This is a genomic window from Methylobacterium thuringiense (genome assembly GCF_022179645.1).
GTDB lineage: Bacteria > Pseudomonadota > Alphaproteobacteria > Rhizobiales > Beijerinckiaceae > Methylobacterium > Methylobacterium thuringiense.
Map to the genome: position 1 here is coordinate 46,069 of NZ_BPRA01000017.1, position 18,691 is coordinate 64,759.

Annotated in this window: 17 protein-coding genes; 7 read left to right on the top strand and 10 right to left on the bottom strand. The window is 63.9% G+C overall.

The features are described from left to right. Window positions 1-177: 177 nt before the first annotated feature. On the bottom strand, window positions 178-969 hold the full coding sequence (hyi, locus tag MFF07_RS18140) for a hydroxypyruvate isomerase (protein WP_147818775.1): 792 nt from the start codon (window positions 967-969) through the stop codon (window positions 178-180). 177 nt (window positions 970-1,146) lie between these two features. On the opposite strand from hyi, the gene MFF07_RS18145 reads away from it, so the two are divergent. Both MFF07_RS18145 and MFF07_RS18150 read left to right on the top strand, forming a co-directional pair. Next, window positions 1,147-1,494, top strand: a complete 348-nt coding sequence (locus tag MFF07_RS18145; RefSeq protein WP_147818773.1) for a PetM family of cytochrome b6f complex subunit 7 — start codon at window positions 1,147-1,149, stop codon at window positions 1,492-1,494. A 577-nt stretch (window positions 1,495-2,071) separates the two neighbouring features. Then, window positions 2,072-5,065 carry a SwmB domain-containing protein gene (locus tag MFF07_RS18150; protein WP_238232541.1) on the top strand — a complete coding sequence of 998 codons (2,994 nt, stop codon included), beginning with the start codon at window positions 2,072-2,074 and terminating at the stop codon, window positions 5,063-5,065. Window positions 5,066-5,358: 293 nt separating this feature from the next. Here MFF07_RS18150 and MFF07_RS18155 read toward each other — a convergent pair whose 3' ends face one another. After that, complete coding sequence (locus MFF07_RS18155; RefSeq protein WP_147817049.1) at window positions 5,359-6,837, bottom strand: methyl-accepting chemotaxis protein; 1,479 nt, start codon at window positions 6,835-6,837, stop codon at window positions 5,359-5,361. A gap of 294 nt (window positions 6,838-7,131) precedes the next feature. After that, window positions 7,132-7,965 (bottom strand): HD-GYP domain-containing protein, encoded by an 834-nt coding sequence (locus MFF07_RS18160; RefSeq protein ID WP_238232542.1) that lies wholly within the window; start codon window positions 7,963-7,965, stop codon window positions 7,132-7,134. A gap of 1,055 nt (window positions 7,966-9,020) precedes the next feature. Between MFF07_RS18160 and MFF07_RS18165 the strand changes: the two genes are divergently transcribed. Together MFF07_RS18165 and MFF07_RS22735 are read left to right on the top strand one after the other, a co-directional pair. Beyond that, the gene (locus tag MFF07_RS18165) at window positions 9,021-10,022 is read left to right on the top strand and encodes a helix-turn-helix domain-containing protein (protein ID WP_238232591.1); all 1,002 of its coding nucleotides are present in this window, start codon (window positions 9,021-9,023) and stop codon (window positions 10,020-10,022) included. A 50-nt stretch (window positions 10,023-10,072) separates the two neighbouring features. Continuing rightward, window positions 10,073-10,312, top strand: a complete 240-nt coding sequence (locus MFF07_RS22735) for a DUF6894 family protein (protein ID WP_147817046.1) — start codon at window positions 10,073-10,075, stop codon at window positions 10,310-10,312. 448 nt (window positions 10,313-10,760) lie between these two features. Here MFF07_RS22735 and MFF07_RS18170 read toward each other — a convergent pair whose 3' ends face one another. Continuing rightward, window positions 10,761-11,150, bottom strand: coding sequence for a PRC-barrel domain-containing protein (locus MFF07_RS18170; RefSeq protein ID WP_147817045.1), 390 nt, complete (start codon window positions 11,148-11,150; stop codon window positions 10,761-10,763). Window positions 11,151-11,265: 115 nt separating this feature from the next. Here MFF07_RS18170 and mepA point away from each other — a divergent pair, with 115 nt between their 5' ends. Both mepA and MFF07_RS18180 read left to right on the top strand, forming a co-directional pair. Next, window positions 11,266-12,192: a penicillin-insensitive murein endopeptidase gene (gene mepA / locus MFF07_RS18175; RefSeq protein ID WP_238232543.1), complete on the top strand. Its 927-nt coding sequence runs from the start codon at window positions 11,266-11,268 to the stop codon at window positions 12,190-12,192. 151 nt (window positions 12,193-12,343) lie between these two features. Continuing rightward, window positions 12,344-13,708 (top strand): amino acid permease, encoded by a 1,365-nt coding sequence (locus MFF07_RS18180; RefSeq protein ID WP_147817043.1) that lies wholly within the window; start codon window positions 12,344-12,346, stop codon window positions 13,706-13,708. Between the two features lie 45 nt (window positions 13,709-13,753). Here the strand turns inward: MFF07_RS18180 and MFF07_RS18185 are convergent, their stop codons facing one another. The 4 genes from MFF07_RS18185 to cpdR all read right to left on the bottom strand — a co-directional run bounded on the left by MFF07_RS18185 (window position 13,754) and on the right by cpdR (window position 15,897). Continuing rightward, entirely contained in the window at window positions 13,754-14,248 is a 495-nt protein-coding gene (locus MFF07_RS18185) for a DUF1178 family protein (protein ID WP_147817042.1), read from the bottom strand. A gap of 20 nt (window positions 14,249-14,268) precedes the next feature. Further along, entirely contained in the window at window positions 14,269-15,111 is an 843-nt protein-coding gene (locus tag MFF07_RS18190) for a carbon-nitrogen hydrolase family protein (RefSeq protein WP_238232544.1), read from the bottom strand. After that, complete coding sequence (gene grxC, locus MFF07_RS18195; RefSeq protein WP_147817041.1) at window positions 15,111-15,368, bottom strand: glutaredoxin 3; 258 nt, start codon at window positions 15,366-15,368, stop codon at window positions 15,111-15,113. The genes MFF07_RS18190 and grxC overlap by 1 nt, the downstream gene beginning before the upstream one ends. Window positions 15,369-15,537: 169 nt before the next feature. Continuing rightward, window positions 15,538-15,897, bottom strand: coding sequence for a cell cycle two-component system response regulator CpdR (gene cpdR / locus MFF07_RS18200; RefSeq protein ID WP_147817040.1), 360 nt, complete (start codon window positions 15,895-15,897; stop codon window positions 15,538-15,540). 153 nt (window positions 15,898-16,050) lie between these two features. Between cpdR and MFF07_RS18205 the strand changes: the two genes are divergently transcribed. After that, window positions 16,051-16,947: an N-formylglutamate amidohydrolase gene (locus MFF07_RS18205; RefSeq protein ID WP_147817039.1), complete on the top strand. Its 897-nt coding sequence runs from the start codon at window positions 16,051-16,053 to the stop codon at window positions 16,945-16,947. 331 nt (window positions 16,948-17,278) lie between these two features. On the opposite strand, the gene MFF07_RS18210 is transcribed toward MFF07_RS18205, so the two are convergent. Together MFF07_RS18210 and MFF07_RS18215 are read right to left on the bottom strand one after the other, a co-directional pair. After that, the gene (locus MFF07_RS18210; protein ID WP_147817038.1) at window positions 17,279-18,001 is read right to left on the bottom strand and encodes a DUF4142 domain-containing protein; all 723 of its coding nucleotides are present in this window, start codon (window positions 17,999-18,001) and stop codon (window positions 17,279-17,281) included. 141 nt (window positions 18,002-18,142) lie between these two features. After that, a complete protein-coding gene (locus MFF07_RS18215; protein WP_147817037.1) occupies window positions 18,143-18,658 on the bottom strand; it encodes a phosphate-starvation-inducible PsiE family protein in 516 nt (171 codons plus the stop codon). Window positions 18,659-18,691: the final 33 nt, after the last annotated feature.

Sequence of the window (18,691 nt, forward strand, 5' to 3'; positions counted from 1 at the left end):
GCGGCGCCCTTGCGCGTCCGTGCTGCTGTCAGTTCGGGTTTCGCGACGTGTACCGCGGTAGCGGCCTCCGGGCGCGATCCGATCGATTAAATGAATTCATAATTCAATAGCCTGTCGAGGCCAAGGAATCCTCCGGCAACGCGTCCGATGGATCGTTCGGTCCCGCTCGCGTCCCGATCACCCTATCGATCCCACCCGGTACGGGGCGAACCAGCCCAACCCGTCCACCGTCCGCGCGGCGGGCCGGTACTCGGCGCCGACCCAGCCCGGAAAGCCGATCCGGTCGAGCTGTTCGAACAGCCCGGGGCAATCGATCCGCCCCGTGCCCGGCTCGTGCCGGCCGGGATCGTCGGCGATCTGGACATGGGCGATCCGGTCGCGATGGGCGGCGATCATCGCCCGCACATCCTCGCCCATGACGTGCATGTGGTAGGCGTCATACTGCACGAAGAGGTTGGCCGAACCTGCCGCCGCGATCAGGTCGAGGGCCTGGGCGGTGCCCGTGAGGAAGAAGCCAGGCATGTCGCGCGTGTTGATCGCCTCGATCAGGAGCCGGATGCCGGCGCGCTCGAGTTCCGCCGCCGCGTAGGCGAGGTTCGCGACGAAGGTCGCGTGCAGCCGCGCCCGGTCCGCCCCCGCCGGGACGAGGCCGGCGAGGCAGTTCAGCTGGCGGCAGCCGAGCGCCCCGGCATAGTCGATCGCCCGCGCTACGCCGTCGCGAAACTCCGACTGCCTCTCGGAAAAGATCGCGATGCCGCGTTCGCCCGCCTCCCAGTCGCCGGGCGGCAGGTTGTGCAGGACGCAACGCAGGCCGTGGCGCGCCAACCGCTCCGCGATGGCCTCCTTCGGGTGCTCGTAGGGAAACTGGATCTCGACGGCCGCGAAGCCGGCCCTCGCCGCCTGTTCGAAGCGGTCGAGGAAGGCGTGCTCGGTGAAGAGCAGGCTGATGTTGGCGGCGAAGCGGGGCATTCTCGACGGGAGTTCAGATGCGGCCGCCTTGTAGACCATGCGGCGGGCGGCGCTGCCAGCGGAGTGCACCTCGTGATTGCGCGGCGGCGGCGCGTCCCTCGCTTGCGCCCTCGCCGACGGCCCCGTATTCAGCCCTCGGACCGGCTCCGCTCGGACGGACCGGCGAGGCCCGTTTCGATGCTCCGTTCCGTCGCCAGCTTCCTCGGCCTGCCCTTCCTGAGCCGCGCGCTCGGGCTCCTGATCCTGGCCGGCGGCTTCGTGCAGGTCGTCTATGACGGCGCGCGCTCCATCGCCAACAACGCCCTGCGCGTCACCACGGTGAGCGACCTGCTCTTCGCCCTGTTCAAGGACAAGGCGAGCGCGCTGCAGGGCGCGGTCGAGGGCGTCGCCCCCTGGCTCTGGCAGGTCCTGGTCCTGCCGCTGACCCTGGCCCCCGCCGCCGCGATCGGCCTGCTGCTCGGCGCCACGCTGCTCTGGCTCGGCCAGCCGGGCCGCGAGCCGATCGGGTTCGTGATGCGGCCCTGAGGCGAGGCCGTGGTGTCGCCACGGCTCCGGTACGGTGTCTTTCCAGCTCGACCGAGCGCCGGCACTTGTCCGGAAAGCTTCCGATGGCCGCCGCCGAGGCGGTGCAATCCGTATCTCCGAGGCGGAGACGGCAGCGTTTCGGCCCCAAATAATGCCGGACCGGCGACGGCTTAGATCCGAGACAAGAATCTTACGGTCCTAAGCATTGATTCCGCCCCCCCGGCCCGTGCCTCACGACGTCGCGATTGGCGCTCAGGCGCGGCCGAGTAACGGCGCTATAAAATCGCGCGCCGGGATATGACATCCGTACTTGCTTCAATCCTATTCCTCTGATTATGATTCGCGAAGATTTCGAATTCGGAATCTAAGCTATATAGAAATGCGGCTCCAAGAAATAGTATCATTTGCGTACTTGATTTCGATCGACCCAGGCGCCGCCCCGGGCGAGCGTCGCAGAGGCCCCGTGCCTTGATAGACGATCTACCGATTCAATGGAAAATTTGAAAAGTCTATCTCACGGATTTTCCGAAAATCGAGCGTGCATCAGTGTATTCATGGGATTGATAGGAGATCTGCGATGGCCCTGTTGTTTCGCAATCCTTCGGACGTGTTCCTGCCTGTCGGCCAATCGACACAAGTCGGCCTCGCGGCAGGAACGTTCAGCAACGTCGGGGCAAATCTGAGCTACACCGCGACTCTCGGCGACGGCACGGCGCTGCCGTCCTGGATGACGCTCAACAGGACGAACGGTGCGCTGTCCATCTCGGGCGCGTCGGCCGTCGGCAGCTACGACGTGCTCGTCACGGCGCAGGACGCGAACGGAGCCAGCGCACCGGCGGTGGAGACCATCGTCGTCACGGGGGCCCCGACCGTCCTGAACCCGTTGGCGGACAGGTCTTATTCGCTCGGCACGTCGTTCTCGTTCAGCGTTCCCGCCGACACCTTCACCAGGGCGGCCGGCCGAACCGTCAGCTACGAGTACAACGCGCTCGGGGCCATCGACAGTCTCACCGCGGGCTTCGCCGGAAGCAATTACGCGCAGAGCTTCACGGCGCATCTGCGCGGTCTCTACGGCGACGGCGGCGGCGGCTACCAGGCCTTCACGAACAATCCGCCGACCGGGGCCGGCCGCATCGCAGCCGCGTCGGCCGGCGTGTCCTACCTCGCCGGGCCGACCGCCAGTCCGGGCCTGGAGCAGTACAGCATCAACGGACAGGGCATCAACGTCGCCGCCGCCTCTGCTTCGGACCGGTTCGTGTGGGATCCGAACGCGGCCTGGGACACCGCGACCCTCTATTACCTGCAGCAGCCCGGCGGCGGGAAGCTCACGCTCCAGGGCGCGGGCGCCGCCGCCCCGGTCACGGTCGACACGGCGGGGGCGCTCGGCCTGCGCAGCGTGGTGGTCCATTCGGATCGCGGGCAGAGCAACGACCAGATCACCGTCCAGGGCATGACCGGCCGCGTCACCCTGTTCGGGGCCGACTTCCGGACAGACACGGACGGCGCGAGCTTCTCGAACGTCGCGATCCCCGGCACCAGCCTGACCAACTGGTCGAACCTGAACACGAGCTTCCGCCAGTCCTGGTTCGGTGCCCTCGCGCCCGAGGCCTATCTCCTCGATGCCGGCATGAACGATCGCGGCGTCCTGTTCGGCGCGTCCTACCAGACCCGGATCGCCGGGATCCTGAACAACTTCGCGGCGGCCTCGCCGAGGACCGACATCCTCCTCATCGGCCCGAACGACATCGGCAGCAGCGGACAGGTCTACCTCGACAATTACCGCGCGATCCTGGCCCAGGAGGCCGCGAACCGGGGCCTCCTCTACGTGGACGACAAGGCCGTCCTCGGCAGTTACGCGACGGCCTCGGCCGCCGGCCGCATGGCGGATCTGATCCACCCGAACGCCACCGGCAACGCCCTGCGGGCGGGGGCGTATCTGCGCGCGCTCGGGTTCGATCCGAACGGGCCGACGGCCGGCGCATCGCCGTTCCTGAGTTCCGGGGCGCCGGCCGGCCTGACCTATTCGGCAACGTTGGCCTCCGGTGTGGCTCTGCCGGCCTGGCTGAGCTTCAACCCGGCCTCGGCGACCTTCAGCGCGAGCGGCCAGGCCGTGGCCGGCAGCTATGCCGTGACGGTGCGGGCGGCGGCGGGCGGTCAGACCACCGCCGACACGTTCAACCTCACGGTCGGCGGCGCAGGACCCGGTCCGTCGACCGGAGTGGAGATCGTCGGCGACGACACGGCCAACACGATCACCGGCGGCGCGGGCGACGACACCCTGCGCGGCAACGGCGGCAACGACACCGTCAACGGGGCGGGGGGCAACGACGCCATCACGGGCGACACCGGCGACGACGTGCTGATCGGGGGACCGGGAGCCGACACCGTCTCTGGCGGCTCCGGCGCGGACCGCTTCGTCTTCCAGAGCGTGGCCGATTTCGCGCCGGCGGCCACGCCGGACTTCATCGAGTTCATCGCGGGCGACGGCGATCTGATCGACCTGTCGGCGATCGACGCCAACACCCTGATCGCCGGCAAGCAGGGTTTCACGTTCATCGGGACCGGCGCCTTCACCGGCCAGGCGGGACAGCTGCGCTATCAGGCCGGCACACTCGGCGGCACGCAGCGCGTCGGCGCCGACCTCAACGGCGACGGTCAGGCCGACCTCCAGTTCGTGGTCGGGGCCCCGAGCCTCGCCGCCGGCAACTTCCTCTCCGGGAGCGGCGGCGGCGGAGACGTGACGCCGCCCGCCTTCCAGTCGGCGACGGTGAACGGCGCCAGCCTGATCCTGACCTATGGCGAGGCGTTGGACGCCGCCAACCGGCCCGCCCCCGCCGCCTTCGCCGTCCGGGCCGGCAGCAGCGCGGTCGGCGTCGTCGGCGTCGGCGTCGCGAACAACACGGTGACGCTGACCCTGGCGGCGGCCGTCGCGGCCGGCCAGGCGGTCACCGTCGCCTACACCGATCCGAGCACCGGCAACGATGCGCTGGCGATCCAGGATCTCGCCGGCAACGACGCCGCCACCTTCGCCGCCCGAAGCGTCACCAACACCACGTCGGGCTCCGCGCCGGGCCAGACCATCAACGGCAGCGAGGCGGCGGACACGATCGCGGGCGGCGCCGGCAACGACACGCTGCGCGGCAACGGCGGCGGCGACACCATCGACGGGGCCGCCGGCAACGACTACCTCTCGGGCGGCGCAGGCGACGACGTGCTCATCGGCGGCCCCGGCGCCGACACCGTCTATGGCGGGGCCGGCGCGGACCGCTTCGCGTTCCGGAGCGTGGCCGATTTCGGTGCGGGCGGCGCCCTCGACATCATCGAGTTCATCAGCGGCGACGGCGACCGCATCGATTTCTCCGCCATCGATGCCAATTCCGGGATTGCCGGGATCCAGCGCTTCACCTTCATCGGCACCGACGCCTTCGGCGGCCAAGCCGGGCAGTTGCGCTATCAGCGCGGCACCCAGGCGAATACCTCCCTGGTGAGCGCCGACCTGAACGGCGACGCCCAAGCCGACTTCCAGCTCACGGTCGGCGCACCGACCCTCACCGCCGCCAGCTTCGCCTGAGCCATGCCGGCCGGCCCATCTCTCGGCGCCTTCGGCAGACCGTCCGCTTTCAGGCAGGAACAAGACAACGCCGATCTTCGGGTACGCGACGAAGTGCCCTGAGACGGAAAGTCTTCGGCCTCGCAGACGGACGAAACGCGAGAGTTTCGTCGATACGGATATGCTGTCTCGACGAAACTCTAGGGCCGTACCCGACCTGATTGCATCGGGTCGGGTACGGCTCTAAGCCTTTGTTGTGACGCGCTTTCTTTCGACCAACCGGCAACCTCTTGGTCGGAAAGCGCTCTAAGGCCTCATCCCACGGCGCGGGAAGCCTCGCGCACCTGACGGGTCGCCTGATCGACCTGCTCGCTCGCCAGAGCGATGGCGTCCATGCCGGCCGCGATCGCGCTGACCCCATGCGACGCGGCCTGCATGCTTCCCGACATCTCCCGCGTGACGGCAGATTGCTCTTCCACGGCGGCCGCGATCGAACCGGACACATCGTTGAGTGTGCGAATGGTCGACTGGATCGTGCCGATGGCATCCACGGCTTCCCGTGTCGCGGATTGGGTCGCCGCGATCTGGCCTCGGATCCGGTCCGTCGCCTTGGCCGTCTGCTCCGCCAGCGCCTTGACCTCGGCAGCCACGACGGCGAAGCCCTTGCCTGCCGCGCCGGCCCGCGCCGCCTCGATCGTGGCGTTGAGCGCGAGAAGGTTCGTCTGGGCGGCAATTCCCTGGATGAGCGCCACGACGTCGCCGATCTGGGCCGCCTGTCCGCTCAAGCCTTCCACGATCGCACCGGTGCGCTGCGTTTGCTCGACGGCTTCCCCGGCGATCTTCGCGGCATAGCTCACCTGCTGGCTGATTTCGCTCACCGACGCCGAGAGCTCCTCGGCACCCGATGCCACGCATTGGATCTCGCTCGAGACGCGCCCGACAGTGCCGGCGGCCTCCGTGGTCTGCCGGGTCACGTCGCCGACCGCGACGCCGATGGCGTCGAGGTCGAGACCGATCGCTTTCTGCGCGTCCGCGCGGCGATGCCGGTCCCGTACCTGCTCCGTGATGTCGGTTGCGAATTTCACGACCTTGATCGGCTTGCCGTCCGCGTCTGAAACGGGATTGTAGGTCGCCTGTATCCAGATCTCGCGGCCGCCCTTCCCGATGCGCCGGTACTCGGCCGACTGGAACTCGCCCCGAGCCAGGGCGACCCAGAACGCCTGATAGGCGGCGCTGCGGCGCTCGTCGTCGTTCACGAACATGCTGTGGTGGCGGCCTGCGATCTCCTCGAGCCGATAGCCGAGCGTGTCGAGGAAATTCCTGTTGGCCGTCAGGATCGTGCCGTCGAGGGCAAAGGCGATGACGGCCTGCGATCGGTCCAGGGCGGCGATCTGCCCGTCCAGGTCGAGGCTGCGCACCTTCCGTGTCGTGATGTCCGAAGCGAACTTGATGACCTTGACCGGCTTGCCTGCCCGATCGAGCACCGGGTTGTATGAAGCCTGAATCCAGATCTCCCGCCCACCTTTGGCGATGCGCTTGTACTCGGCCGACTGAAACTCGCCGCGGCGCAGGGTTTCCCAGAATGCCTTGTAAGCCGCGCTCTCGCTGTAGCCCGGCTCGACGAACAGACTATGATGACGTCCCCGGATCTCGTCGAGGGTGTAGCCGACGGCCGCGAGGAAGTTTGCATTTGCAGTCAGGATCGTGCCGTCGAGCTTGAACTCGACTATCGCCTGGGAACGATCCAGGACCGCAAGCTTTGCGTCTGCTTCAGGGGCGCGAAAATTCAACATCTCAAATCCTTGCCACGGCGAATCCGCGCACGTCCTAGACGCATGGCTGATCCGCTTAATGATTAGAAATATACAAAAATCAATAATAATTAGCTAAATTGCAGATATTTTTCGGATGCTACATTTGTATTTCTCATATGGCTTCAAATAAAACTACATCTATATTTGAAAAAAATTACATCTAAATTAGAGAACAGATATATAACATGTAAATAAAATACATTAAAGAAGCTCCATAAACATTCAGGTTGATGTGTTATACAATAGCATTGGCTTAGCCTTCTTCACTCGCATTCACCCTTCGATCGAAGCGGCAAAAGCCTCGACAAGTGCCGGCTCGAGTTTGCCTGTCATGCCGCGCAGAATCTGCAACGCTTCCGTCTGGGACATCGGCGGCCGATAAGGGCGCCGCTCTGTCAGTGCCGCGTAAATATCGCAGATCGTCAAAAGGCGAACCGTATCGCCGATCTGGCCGCCTTGCAGACCATCCGGATATCCAGATCCGTCAAGCATTTCGTGATGATGTCGCGTGGCCGCGAGGATGATCGGATCGACGGAACCAGCCGCGGCCAGGATTTCGTACCCAAGTGCAGCATGAGTCCGCATCGTCGCCATCTCGCTCGAATCGAGCTTTCCGGGCTTGTTCAGAACGGAAAGAGGGATCAGCGCCTTACCGACATCGTGCACCAGCCCGGCACGGATCAATGTCGTCCGCTCCGAGGACGGCAGGCCGAGGTAGATGGCGAAGTGAGCTACATAGCTCGCAACGAGCAGGCAGTGTCGCAAAGTCGTGTCGTCGTGCGCCTGTATAAGAGTAATCCACCGGTCCAGGCCGCCTTCCCGTATAGCAACAAGAAGCGGCCCAATGGCTTCGTTGACGGTCTCCATGTCCAGCGATCCCGACCGGGCTGTGTCGAACATCTCGCTGAAGGTCGAGCCGACCAGTTCGAAATTGTGCTCGACAAGCAAATCGGTTGTGGTCTTTGCAGGAGCGATCAAGCGGAACAGGGCTGCGACGACCGTTCGCGGCTCCATGGCAAGCGCCGAAAAGCAGGCCGTGATGCCGAGGTTTCCGGCCTCCCGCAGCACGGCGTCCGTTCCCGTTCTTGTGAGGTAGATCAGCGGCATCCGACGATCGCGGCACCTGACGGTCAGCCTCTGCAAGCAGCGCCTCGAATTTGGACGCTCCAAGGCGACATCTGCGATGACGCCGACGACGGGCTCAAGGTTCAGCCATTGCTCCTCGACGTCAGCGACGCGACAGCCGGCCATCATGCGAACAGCTTCACACAGATCGTGACCCCGATCGATGTTATCGGTGAGTACGACGACAGTCGAGCTTGGCATCGATCCAACCTGCTTTGGGCCATCAAGGAATGATCTACGAAACGCAGAGCCACGGCATCAACCCGATTTCGACGTCCAGATTCTGGCGTTTATCTTGCATAGAATAATAAATCAAATTAATCCACGATCGGTCATCAAGTAATATTATTGTTTCTCTTTATTTATCCAATCCGACATTCTAGAAATCTTTGTCTGGTCGTTCCAAAAACCAATTACCGGCGATCCAAAGATCATGGCACATTCGTCCAGGATAGTAAGTCACGAAACATTGTCCGCGACACTCTACCGCTACGATTACAAATGAAAATGCAAATCCTTAAGCCATGGAAACTCTGCCGCGCTCGACCATAACAGATGCTTGGCTTGAACTTTCATCCTGCTCGATGGACGGCATGCATGGAATACGATGCCAGACTCGCCTTCTGGCCGAGCGGAATTACATGATGGCATGAGATTGCAATTGGACATCTTAGCCATATCACGCAGCAGAAACTCGGCGATCGCTTGCCGCCACCGCGACCTGATCGGCGTCGTGCAAAACCGACAGGTCCCACAGACCGCAAATTATTTCGAAGCAAAAGCATGACGTTGCAAATCTATCACACTCCACCTCAGGTCGTATTTTTATGGATTACCAAGGTTTCTATAGTCTTAACAGACGCCATGCGCAAAAATGATATAAAAATACAGTATATTTATAGTCTCGCTATCGGCTTCTATATTGCGCTAAACCTCCTTCGGGACTTGCGGCGCGGCATCCGGTCCGTCAGTGTTCAGGGAACAAGACCGTCTGCGGTTGAAAGGCGTGAGTTATTCACGGGCAACGTGTGAATCTGATGATAGGCCAGGATCGACACGATGAAAACTCGTGGCGGCCACAACCTCGATTTTCTGCAAGTATTATTTCGGCGCGCCAGCTCCGTAATTTCAATGGTGCCGGAGGCATCGCAGTTAATTTTGATGTTATGAAGGCAATGAAACCTGACATCAATATATCAGGCAGTCAAAGCGAACTGCTTAGTTTCTGGGAGACGCGTTCGGCCAGTGGCTTCATCACGCAACCCAAATTCTCCGCCAATCTTTTAACCGTCCGCTTCATTACGAGTGGCCACATTATTTATTCGCACCGGGGCGGGGACGTCCTGGGATCCAGAACACATGCTACATTGGCCGGCTTCGAAGGTATAAAGGACGTTTGCGCATCCAGGGCACTCAGTTCGATCAGCGGAACGATCGCGGTTAAAACCCTTATAGCCGCAAACAAGGCGCTGACGGGCAACGACCACGCAGGTTTACCGTCGCTTTCACCGGTCGCCGAAATGACCACACCGGGCATGATGGCGCTGTTTTGCACCGTCAAGTTGGTTAAGAGCCAAATCAACGATTCGATGCAGCAACCAGACTTAATATTGCCGATGATACAAGAGATAATGAGTTATCAATTATTATCAGCTTGGCCAAGACTTGAAAATAAGCCGCTAAATGAATCGACACCGGCGTCGTCCTGTCGGCTCAACTTAGCAGTCGATTATATTCACGCCAATCTATCAAGTGAATTAACTTTAGCCGATATTGCCTCCATAGCTGGTATCAGCGTTAGATCACTGCAGGATAAATTTAGAAAAGAAATCGGCCGGACACCGATTCAGTTCATTATCGACCAGCGTCTCGAACGCGCTCATCACGATCTGCTTTCAGCTGCCAAAGCAACATGGTCTATCTCGGATATTGCTCGACACTGGGGCTTCGTCCACATGAGTGACTTTGGGCAGCGTTATCGCAGATTATTTGGCTGTTCCCCGTCCGACACACGCCGTGAGGCGCCATTCACCCGCTGAGAGGAGCGTCCTTTCGGATCGATGGTGGAAAACAATGAAGCAGAAGCAGAATGCCACGGTACTTTTTTGACACCAATGATGGGCTCGATTTCCGGGATCATATCGGCTGTGAGTTCAGAGATCAGGCGGCCTTGAGGCGAGGCGCCCTAAAAGCGATCACCGGTCTGCTGGCAGCAGGAAGCGAAAAATGTGATAGCTATTCCGTTGTCTTGCAAGTCCGGGATGAGCAAGACGAAACTATCTTCGTAATTCGATCGGTCTGCCAAATAGATATTCAAGATAAATTCTGAGAATTTGAATCCAGCAGTTATACGACATGGATATCTCGGCTCATGGCACGTCGTCATTCGCGTGGTAGTGTTTTTGTTCGAGACCACTTCGTGAAAAATTGGCAGGTATGTATTTATCGGACAGAAATGGACTGCTGTCTTTTAACAGCTCTTTGATGCTGAGATATCGACTTTACAGAGTATGTGCGGCTGTGTCTTTGACGCTTGCGCAGAAATCAGGACTTTTACACGGCGGATCCCAATTTCGGTTCCGACGCGACTCGACAGACGCCCGGCGCCAGGCTGGTTTACCTGCCGCCCTGGAGCAGGCTGCAAAAAAATGGCAACGGTTTTTCGCGCGAAGCCTGCTTTCGACTTTTGAATCGATCACGCTGCGTTTTGATTGACCCGCTCAAAACGCAGCGTGATCTAGAGACGCCGGCCCGATGCAACGGGGTCAGGTACGGCTCTAGATTCCCCAATACGGTGCCGCGTTGTAGTAGCGGTGCACGTGCTCTTCCCACTCGCGCTCGTCGGCCGGGTCGCCGCCCTCGGGTGAGCGCGCGGGGGCGTTGCGGAGCTGCTCCTCGGTGATGTCGACGACGTAGGCCTCGATGGCCGGATCGAAGGCCAGGACCGCCCAGGGCAGCGTGTAGTAATCCTCGCCGAGGCCGAGGAAGCCGCCGAAGCTCATCACCACGTAGGCGACGCGGCCCGAGGACTTGTCGAGCATCAGCCGCTCGATGCGGCCGACCTTGCCGCCGTCGGGGCGGCGCACCTCGGTGCCGATCACGCGGTCGCTGGCGATGAGGGTGCGGGCCTTCGGCCCGGCCTGTGGGGTGGTGCTGACGGGGTCCATGGCGCGGGGCTCGCAACCTTGTTACATCCAACCGGGAAAACGCTCGGGTGACCGGGCACGTTCCGGTGCGGCTTTTCCGGCCGCTCGGGTTGTTCGCCGAGGGACCTCAGCGCCGATGCCGCAGACCGTTCACCTGTCCGTTGCCCTCGCATTCCTCGCCCTGATCGCCGGTTCCGCGATGGCGCAGGACAAGGGCACGATGGACCCCAAACCCCTGCCGCCGCTCGCCAACCCGAACGATCCCGCGACGCCGGCCAAGGCTCTGTTCGGCCGCGTCACCGCGCCCTCGAGCGGATCGGCCGAGGCCTACGGCTCCTATGCCAAGGGCTGTTTCGCCGGCGGCGAAGGCCTCGCCTTCGACGGGCCGACCTGGCAGGTGATGCGGCCTTCGCGCAACCGGCGCTGGGGCATGCCCTACCTCGTCAGCTTCCTGGAACGGCTCGCGAGCAAGGCGCCGCAGGCAGCCTGGCCGGGGCTTCTCGTCGGCGACATGTCGCAGCCGCGCGGCGGCCCGATGCTCACCGGCCACGCTTCGCACCAGCTCGGCCTCGACGCCGACCTCTGGCTGACGCCGATGCCCGACCACCGGATGACCCGCGCCGAGCGCGAGCAGACCTCCGCCACCGACATGGTCCGCGCCGACCGCCGCGACATCGACGAGGACGTCTGGACGCCGGCGCATACTGCGCTCATCCGCCTCACGGCCAAGCAGCCGGAGGTGGCGCGAATTTTCGTCAACGCCGCGATCAAGAAGGCCCTCTGCCGCGAGGCCGGCGGCGACCGCGGCTGGCTCACCAAGGTGCGCCCGATGTACGGGCACAACTACCACTACCATATCCGCCTCGCCTGCCCGCGCGGCGCCGAATCCTGCGGCGACCAGGCCCCTCCCCCGCCCGGCGACGGCTGCGGGTCCGAGCTCGACTACTGGTTCAGCGCGGCCGTGCTCAATCCGCCCAAGCCCAAGACGCCGCCGCGGCCACGACCACCCATGACGATGGCCGGGTTGCCCGACGCCTGCCGGTCCGTGCTGCACGCGCGTTAGCCAGCGGGCTAAGCCGGTGCACGACGTGGTTTGCCCCGGCTTTGGCCATGGCAGCACGTGGGCAACGGATCGCACGATGCCCGGCGCACCTCTCGTGATCGTGCCCGACCGGGATCATGATCATCCTCGACCGACCCCGAGCGAAATCGCGATGCCCGACGGTCCACCGGACAGCCTGCGCCAGGGCCTCAGACAGCGCCATCTCGGCATGATCGCCCTGGGCGGCATGATCGGCGCCGGCCTGTTCGTCGGCTCCGGCTCCGTCATCCGGCAGGTCGGCCCCGGCGCCTTCCTCTCCTACGCCGCCGCCGGAATCCTGGTCATCCTGGTGATGCGGATGCTCGGCGAGATGGCCACCGCCGCGCCCGCGACCGGCTCCTTCGTCACCTATGCCCGAGAGGCGCTGGGCGACTGGGCCGGGTTCACAACGGCTTGGCTCTATTGGTATTTCTGGGTGATCGTGGTCGGTTTCGAGGCGGTGGCCGGGGCCGGCCTGTTGCAGGCTTGGCTACCCGGCCTACCGCTCTGGAGCCTGTCGCTCGGCCTGATGCTGCTGATGACGGCGACGAACCTCACCTCCGTCGGCGCCTTCGGCGAGTTCGAGTATTGGTTCGCCGGCATCAAGGTGTTGGCGATCCTCGCCTTTCTCGTCCTCGGCGGCAGCTACGCCCTCGGCCTCTGGCCCGGCCACCCGATGGATTTCTCCAACCTCCGACGCGGCGGCAGCCTGTTTCCGAACGGCGTCGGGGCGATCGTCTCAGGCATCGTCGTGGTGATCTTCTCCATGGTCGGCGCCGAGATCGCCACTATCGCCGCAGCCGAAACGCCCAATCCCGCCAAGGCCATAGCCAGGGCGACCCGCACCGTCGCCATCCGGATCGCCGTCTTCTACGTGGCCGCGATCCTCCTGCTCACCGTCATCCTGCCCTGGGACGGCCTGCCGCCCGGCGGCTCCCCCTTCGTCGCCGCCTTCGAGCGCATGGGCTTCAACCGGGCCGGCGACGCCATGAACGCCGTGGTCCTCGCCGCCGTCCTGTCCTGCCTCAATTCCGGCCTCTACACCGCCTCGCGGATGCTGTTCCTGCTCGGCGAACGGGGGGAGGCGCCGAAGGCGCTAATGCGGCTCGACCGCTCCGGGGTTCCGGCCCCCGCCATCCTCGTCTCGACGGCGATGGGCTACCTCGCGGTGGTCGCCGCCTACCTCTCGCCGGACACGGTCTTCCTGTTCCTGCTGAATTCGTCGGGCGCGGTCATCCTGTTGGTTTATCTGGCGATTGCGGTGTCGCAGCTGATCCTGAGGCCGCGGATTCCGGCGGACCGGCCGGTGGTCCGGATGTGGCTCTACCCCTACCTCACCCTGCTGACGATCGCCGCGATGACGGGGATCCTCGTGGCGATGGGATTGCAGGCGGAGACCCGCTCGCAACTGCTGCTGAGCCTGCTCTCGACGGGGATCGTACTGTCGGCCTACGGTGTACGGCGCCATCTCGGAGCGAAGCTCGAGACGGCCGCCTGACGGATCGCGTCTCGTCCCGCCCGGCCGAGACGCGGTCGGCCGTTGCTAATGCCGGTCGTCGGGGGCCGGCGGCAGAGGAGCGACGGCGATGCCTTCCTCGACGAGCGCATGCGCCTCCTGCAAAGTGGCCTCACCATAGATCGCGCGGGACGGCGCCTCACCGTAATGCATGGCACGCGCTGCTTCCGGGAACCGCGCTCCGACATCGTCCGCCGTGCGCGTCACCTGGTCACGTACCGCCCGCAGAAGCGCGCGCAGGCGACGCTCCGGCTCAGCGATCATCGGAACCGGAGCTTCCACCGGTGCAGGAGCCGGGGCTTCCACCGCTCCCTCTTCCCGGGATACCGCAGCGGGCCCTCCAGTACGGCCCTTGTCGGTCCGCGCGACGGCAGGGGCCATCAATGCCTTGGCGACCTTGCGGGAATCACAGATCGGGCAGGAGACGAGACCGCGCGCGGCCTGCTCGTCATAGGCATCGCCGGACGGGAACCAGCTTTCGAAGCTGTGGCCGGACTCGCAGGCGAGGGTGTAACGGATCATAGGGTCAAGATGGGGACGCCTCAGGCGTGCCGCACGGTGAAAGGCCGCGCATTGCGCAGAGCCGGGATGCGCGCACGCACGTCGGCGACCTGAGCAAGGTCGATCTCGGCGAGAATGACACCGGGCGCATCATTCTCGGCCTCGGCCAGCACGCGTCCCCACGGGTCGACGATCAGCGAATGACCGTAGGTCTCGCGACCATCTTCATGCCGGCCACCTTGGGCAGCCGAGACCATGAACGATCCCGTCTCGACGGCACGGGCGCGCTGCAGCAGATGCCAGTGCGCCTCGCCGGTCTGGCGTGTGAAGCAGGCAGGCGCCGTCAGCACGGTGGCGCCGGCCTCCGCAAGGGCTCGATAGAGCGCGGGAAAACGAATGTCGTAGCAGATGGCGATGCCGATCTCGGCCCAGGGCAAACTTGCCACCACGGCGCAGTCGCCGCCGGTATAGGTCGCCGATTCCCGCCAACTTTCGCCGTCGGGCAAGTCGACGTCGTAGAGATGGACTTTGTCGTAGGCTGCGCAAATCTCGCCGCCGGCATCGATCAGGAAGGCACGGTTGGCGATCTTGTCGCCGGTCCGTATCGCCAGCGAGCCGACATGAACGAAGACGTGGTTGTCGCGCGCAGCCTCGCGCAGGCCGGCCAGCGTCGGGTCGCTCTCCTGCGGCCCCACCGTGTCGAACAGCCGCGTGCGGTCTCGTTCGACCAGCGAGGTCATCTCCGGAGTCTGGATGTAGTCGGCACCCCGACCGGCCGCCTCGCGGATTGCCGCCACGGCCGCATCGCGATTTGCGAGCGGGTCACGTCCTGAACGCATCTGCACGCAGGCGGCAATGAACCGGGAATGCGCGTGTTCCGCCATCAGGCGGTCAGGAGCGGATCGAGACCACCGGCCCTTTCGAGGGCATAGAGGTCGTCGCAGCCGCCGACATGTGTATCGCCGACGAAGACCTGCGGCACGCTGGTACGACCGCCTGCACGCTGCGACATCGTCGCGCGCGAGCCCGCGGTCTTTTCGACGTCGATCTCGGTGAAGGCCACGCCCTTTTCCTTCAGCAGGCTCTTGGCCGCCGAACAATAGGGGCACCAAGCCGTGGTGTAGAGGGTAACCGGCTGCATCGTCTCGGATCGATCATGCGAAGGAACGCATGATGATATAGCACCGTGATGTGCAGTTCCTATTGCAGGCGCCACACAGGCCTAAGGCAATCGCTTGAAAGCGCTCGCCTCGTCCAGCTTTTTGGCTCAGCGGCCGGCGCCATAGGCTTCGGCGCCACCTGGGAGTCCGTCAGGCCGCAGCGAGCAGTTTCTCGACCTCGCTGACGAGTTCCCGCAGATGGAAGGGCTTGGAGAGCACCTTCGCATCCTTCGGAGCCTTCGAATCCGGGTTCAGCGCGACCGCAGCGAAGCCCGTGATGAACATCACTTTGATGTCGGGATCCAGTTCGGTGGCCCGGCGCGCGAGCTCGATACCGTCCATTTCCGGCATCACGATATCGGTGAGCAACAGCTCGAATGGCTCTTCACGCAGCCTGTTGTAGGCCGAGAGCCCGTTGTCGAACGACAGCACCTCATAGCCGGCGTTCTGCAACGCCTTGGCCAGAAACCGGCGCATGTCGTTGTCGTCTTCCGCCAGAAGGATCTTCATCGAACGGCTTCCTGGGGCTCTTTGAGGCCCGGTACGACTGGTATGTTCATTTCATAAAGCGGCGACTTGGTAAACACGACGTTAAGACCCCATCCGCGCGCTGGGCATCACGGTTTGGTGGACAGGATCACCCACTCGCATCAAAGTGCGGCGATGATCGAGCGCCCGGCGCATCCGCCCTCCGATTTCGAACCGCCCTTTGCCGTCGACGAGCCGGCCTCCCATGCGGTTCCTTTCGTGTTCAATACGCCCCATTCCGGCGCAATCTATCCGGACCACTTCCTTGCGGCCTCGCGCCTCGACGCGCTGACCCTGCGGCGCTCGGAAGACGCCTATGTCGACCGGCTCTTCGCGCCCGTGGTCGGGCTCGGCGCACCGTTGATGCGGGCGAACTTTCCACGCGCCTATCTCGACGTAAACCGGGAGCCCTATGAACTCGACCCGCGCATGTTCGTCGGGCGGCTGCCGTCCTTCTCCAACACACGCTCGATGCGCGTGGCCGGCGGCCTCGGTACCGTGCCACGCATCGTCGCGGACGGACAGGAAATCTATCGGGAGCGACTGCCCGTCGAAGATGCGCTTGCCCGGATCGAACACCTGTACAAGCCCTATCACCGGATGCTGCGCAGCCTGATCCAGCGCACCGTTAAGAGCTTCGGCAACGTCGTCCTGATCGACTGCCATTCGATGCCTTCGTCGAGCCTCGGCCGAGACGAGGACGCCAAGACCGAGATCGTGCTCGGCGACCGGTTCGGCACCGCCTGCGCTCCGGCTCTCATCGACGGCATCGAGCATCGGTTTCGCGAACATGGTCTCCGGGTGGTGCGCAACAAACCCTATGCCGGCGGCTTCATCACCGAGCATTACGGCGAGCCGAACTCGTCCCGTCATGCGCTGCAGATCGAGATCAACCGTGCCCTCTACATGAACGAGCGCACCCTTGCTCTCACCGGCGGCTTCGAGGATCTGGTGGAGTGCCTGACGCGGGTGGTCGTGGCAGTGGCCGCCGACTGGTCGGATTGGAGCTCTCGACGGATCGCCGCAGAATAGCGGCGATAGATTTTAGCCACGCCGCTCAAAACGAAAAAAAAGGCCGCTCCAAAGGAACGACCCGAAGTCTAGGGAGGAAACGCCCAAGAAGGGCTGCAAAATCGCGACGCCATCGCGATATCGCAGTGCACAAGATACAGTGCGGCGCACAAAACACAAGCCGTCCGAAAAGAAGCTTTTGAGCCGCCCGCGCCGAGCCTGATCGCGACGGCCATAAGCGATGCGAGCCGGGATCTGGCGAAGAAGCAGATTGCCATTGGAATCGGCACCCGGATGCAAAAAGGGCCGCCCTGCAGGCGGCCCTCCGGTCTCGTATGATTGGCAGAGGTGATCAGCCACCGAAACTCAGGTCGATGTTGGCCGAACGGTCGTGTTCGGCAGCGATATACGGAAGCGCTTCGTTGGCGAACTGGCGCCCCTGAGCACTGTCACCGCCGCGCGAATAGCCGTCGTAAAGTGCGAGCGTACGCGCGTCCGAGCGCGCCTGCTGAGCGACATAGGTGCGGTCGAAGCTGCGCGCGTTCGGTGCCGAACGGAGACGGTCGATCTTGGCCTGACCCTGGGGGCCGATCGCGACACGGCGCCCCGGCTCGGTCGGGCTGTTGTCGACGAGGCCGACACCACCGAGCACACCGCCGACGATCCCCGTCGCGACATTGGCCGCGACCGTAACCGGCGCCAGCACGATGCCGACCGGGTTGTCGAGGCGCGTCTCGATGCCCTGCCGGTCCGAGACGATGCTGCCGCCAGCGCTCAGTGACGTACCGGGGGGCAGCAGCGCCTCGGTCGTGGCCTTGCGGGTCTCGATGACGCGGCGGGCGTAGCTGCGAATCTCACGATTGCGCGAACGCTCGAGGGCGATGCGGCTCGATTCGATGCTCACCGCATCCGAGCGCAGGGCCTCAGTCCGGAAGGTCGGCGTGCTCGTCGTCGCACCGGCGGGGAGCGCCAGATCCTGCGACTGGACGCGCAGCGGCAGCGGCTCCTGCGCGAAGGCGGATCCGCCGAGGATCGTAGATAGGCCGAGAACGGCGAGGGTGACGGTCTTCTTCATGGCAATTGACTCTTCGTGACACTTGACCCGCGCCGGTCGCCCCGACGCAATCGGCTGATCAACCAGTGGTCCGAATCGCCGTTCCTGCAGTGCAGCATTGCCTGCCGAGGCCTTGCCGGGACGGTTTCGCCGCTCCCGGGATCACTCCTCGCCGGCCGGCCTCGCCCCGCTCGGACTGGCGTGGTGCAGCAGGAAGATCGAGACCACCATTACCAGGATCAGGCCGCCGAGCACCCCGAGTTCGATCATCGAGGCGTTGAACATCGCCTGTTTCTCGCCGGTCATCGGCGGGTGCATCACCTCGGACGATTGCAGCGTGATCACCAGCACGCGCCGGATCGAGGCGATCAGGCCGACGATTAGGAACGGCTCGCAGGTCAGCCGTCCCGAGCGCATCGAGACCCGCACCGTGTGCAGGATCTCGACGATCATCAGCAGGAAGAGCAGCCGATCGATGACGTCGAGCATCTGCTTGGCGCCGCCGAGTACCTTCAACGCCTCGTAGAGCACGCCGGCCGCGTCGAGCAGCGCCAGGGCTGCCGTCGCCGCGAGCAGGCCGCCGAGCAGTGCGTAGACCAGATGCTCGGTGTGCAGGAACAAGACGGCCGACAGCTTGGTCAGCCGGTTTTCGGATTCGTCGTCGGAAGCCTGTGCCATGCTCGACCCATCCGCTCCGGCTCGGGATGGAGC

Bases quoted from the DNA above. Each gene is read 5' to 3' on its own strand.
- hyi (WP_147818775.1), bottom strand. From the start codon at position 969: ATGCCCCGCTTCGCCGCCAACATCAGCCTGCTCTTCACCGAGCACGCC.
- MFF07_RS18145 (WP_147818773.1), top strand. From the start codon at position 1,147: ATGCTCCGTTCCGTCGCCAGCTTCCTCGGCCTGCCCTTCCTGAGCCGC.
- MFF07_RS18150 (WP_238232541.1), top strand. From the start codon at position 2,072: ATGGCCCTGTTGTTTCGCAATCCTTCGGACGTGTTCCTGCCTGTCGGC.
- MFF07_RS18155 (WP_147817049.1), bottom strand. From the start codon at position 6,837: ATGTTGAATTTTCGCGCCCCTGAAGCAGACGCAAAGCTTGCGGTCCTG.
- MFF07_RS18160 (WP_238232542.1), bottom strand. From the start codon at position 7,965: ATGCCGCTGATCTACCTCACAAGAACGGGAACGGACGCCGTGCTGCGG.
- MFF07_RS18165 (WP_238232591.1), top strand. From the start codon at position 9,021: ATGATAGGCCAGGATCGACACGATGAAAACTCGTGGCGGCCACAACCT.
- MFF07_RS22735 (WP_147817046.1), top strand. From the start codon at position 10,073: ATGCCACGGTACTTTTTTGACACCAATGATGGGCTCGATTTCCGGGAT.
- MFF07_RS18170 (WP_147817045.1), bottom strand. From the start codon at position 11,150: ATGGACCCCGTCAGCACCACCCCACAGGCCGGGCCGAAGGCCCGCACC.
- mepA (WP_238232543.1), top strand. From the start codon at position 11,266: ATGCCGCAGACCGTTCACCTGTCCGTTGCCCTCGCATTCCTCGCCCTG.
- MFF07_RS18180 (WP_147817043.1), top strand. From the start codon at position 12,344: ATGCCCGACGGTCCACCGGACAGCCTGCGCCAGGGCCTCAGACAGCGC.
- MFF07_RS18185 (WP_147817042.1), bottom strand. From the start codon at position 14,248: ATGATCCGTTACACCCTCGCCTGCGAGTCCGGCCACAGCTTCGAAAGC.
- MFF07_RS18190 (WP_238232544.1), bottom strand. From the start codon at position 15,111: ATGGCGGAACACGCGCATTCCCGGTTCATTGCCGCCTGCGTGCAGATG.
- grxC (WP_147817041.1), bottom strand. From the start codon at position 15,368: ATGCAGCCGGTTACCCTCTACACCACGGCTTGGTGCCCCTATTGTTCG.
- cpdR (WP_147817040.1), bottom strand. From the start codon at position 15,897: ATGAAGATCCTTCTGGCGGAAGACGACAACGACATGCGCCGGTTTCTG.
- MFF07_RS18205 (WP_147817039.1), top strand. From the start codon at position 16,051: ATGATCGAGCGCCCGGCGCATCCGCCCTCCGATTTCGAACCGCCCTTT.
- MFF07_RS18210 (WP_147817038.1), bottom strand. From the start codon at position 18,001: ATGAAGAAGACCGTCACCCTCGCCGTTCTCGGCCTATCTACGATCCTC.
- MFF07_RS18215 (WP_147817037.1), bottom strand. From the start codon at position 18,658: ATGGCACAGGCTTCCGACGACGAATCCGAAAACCGGCTGACCAAGCTG.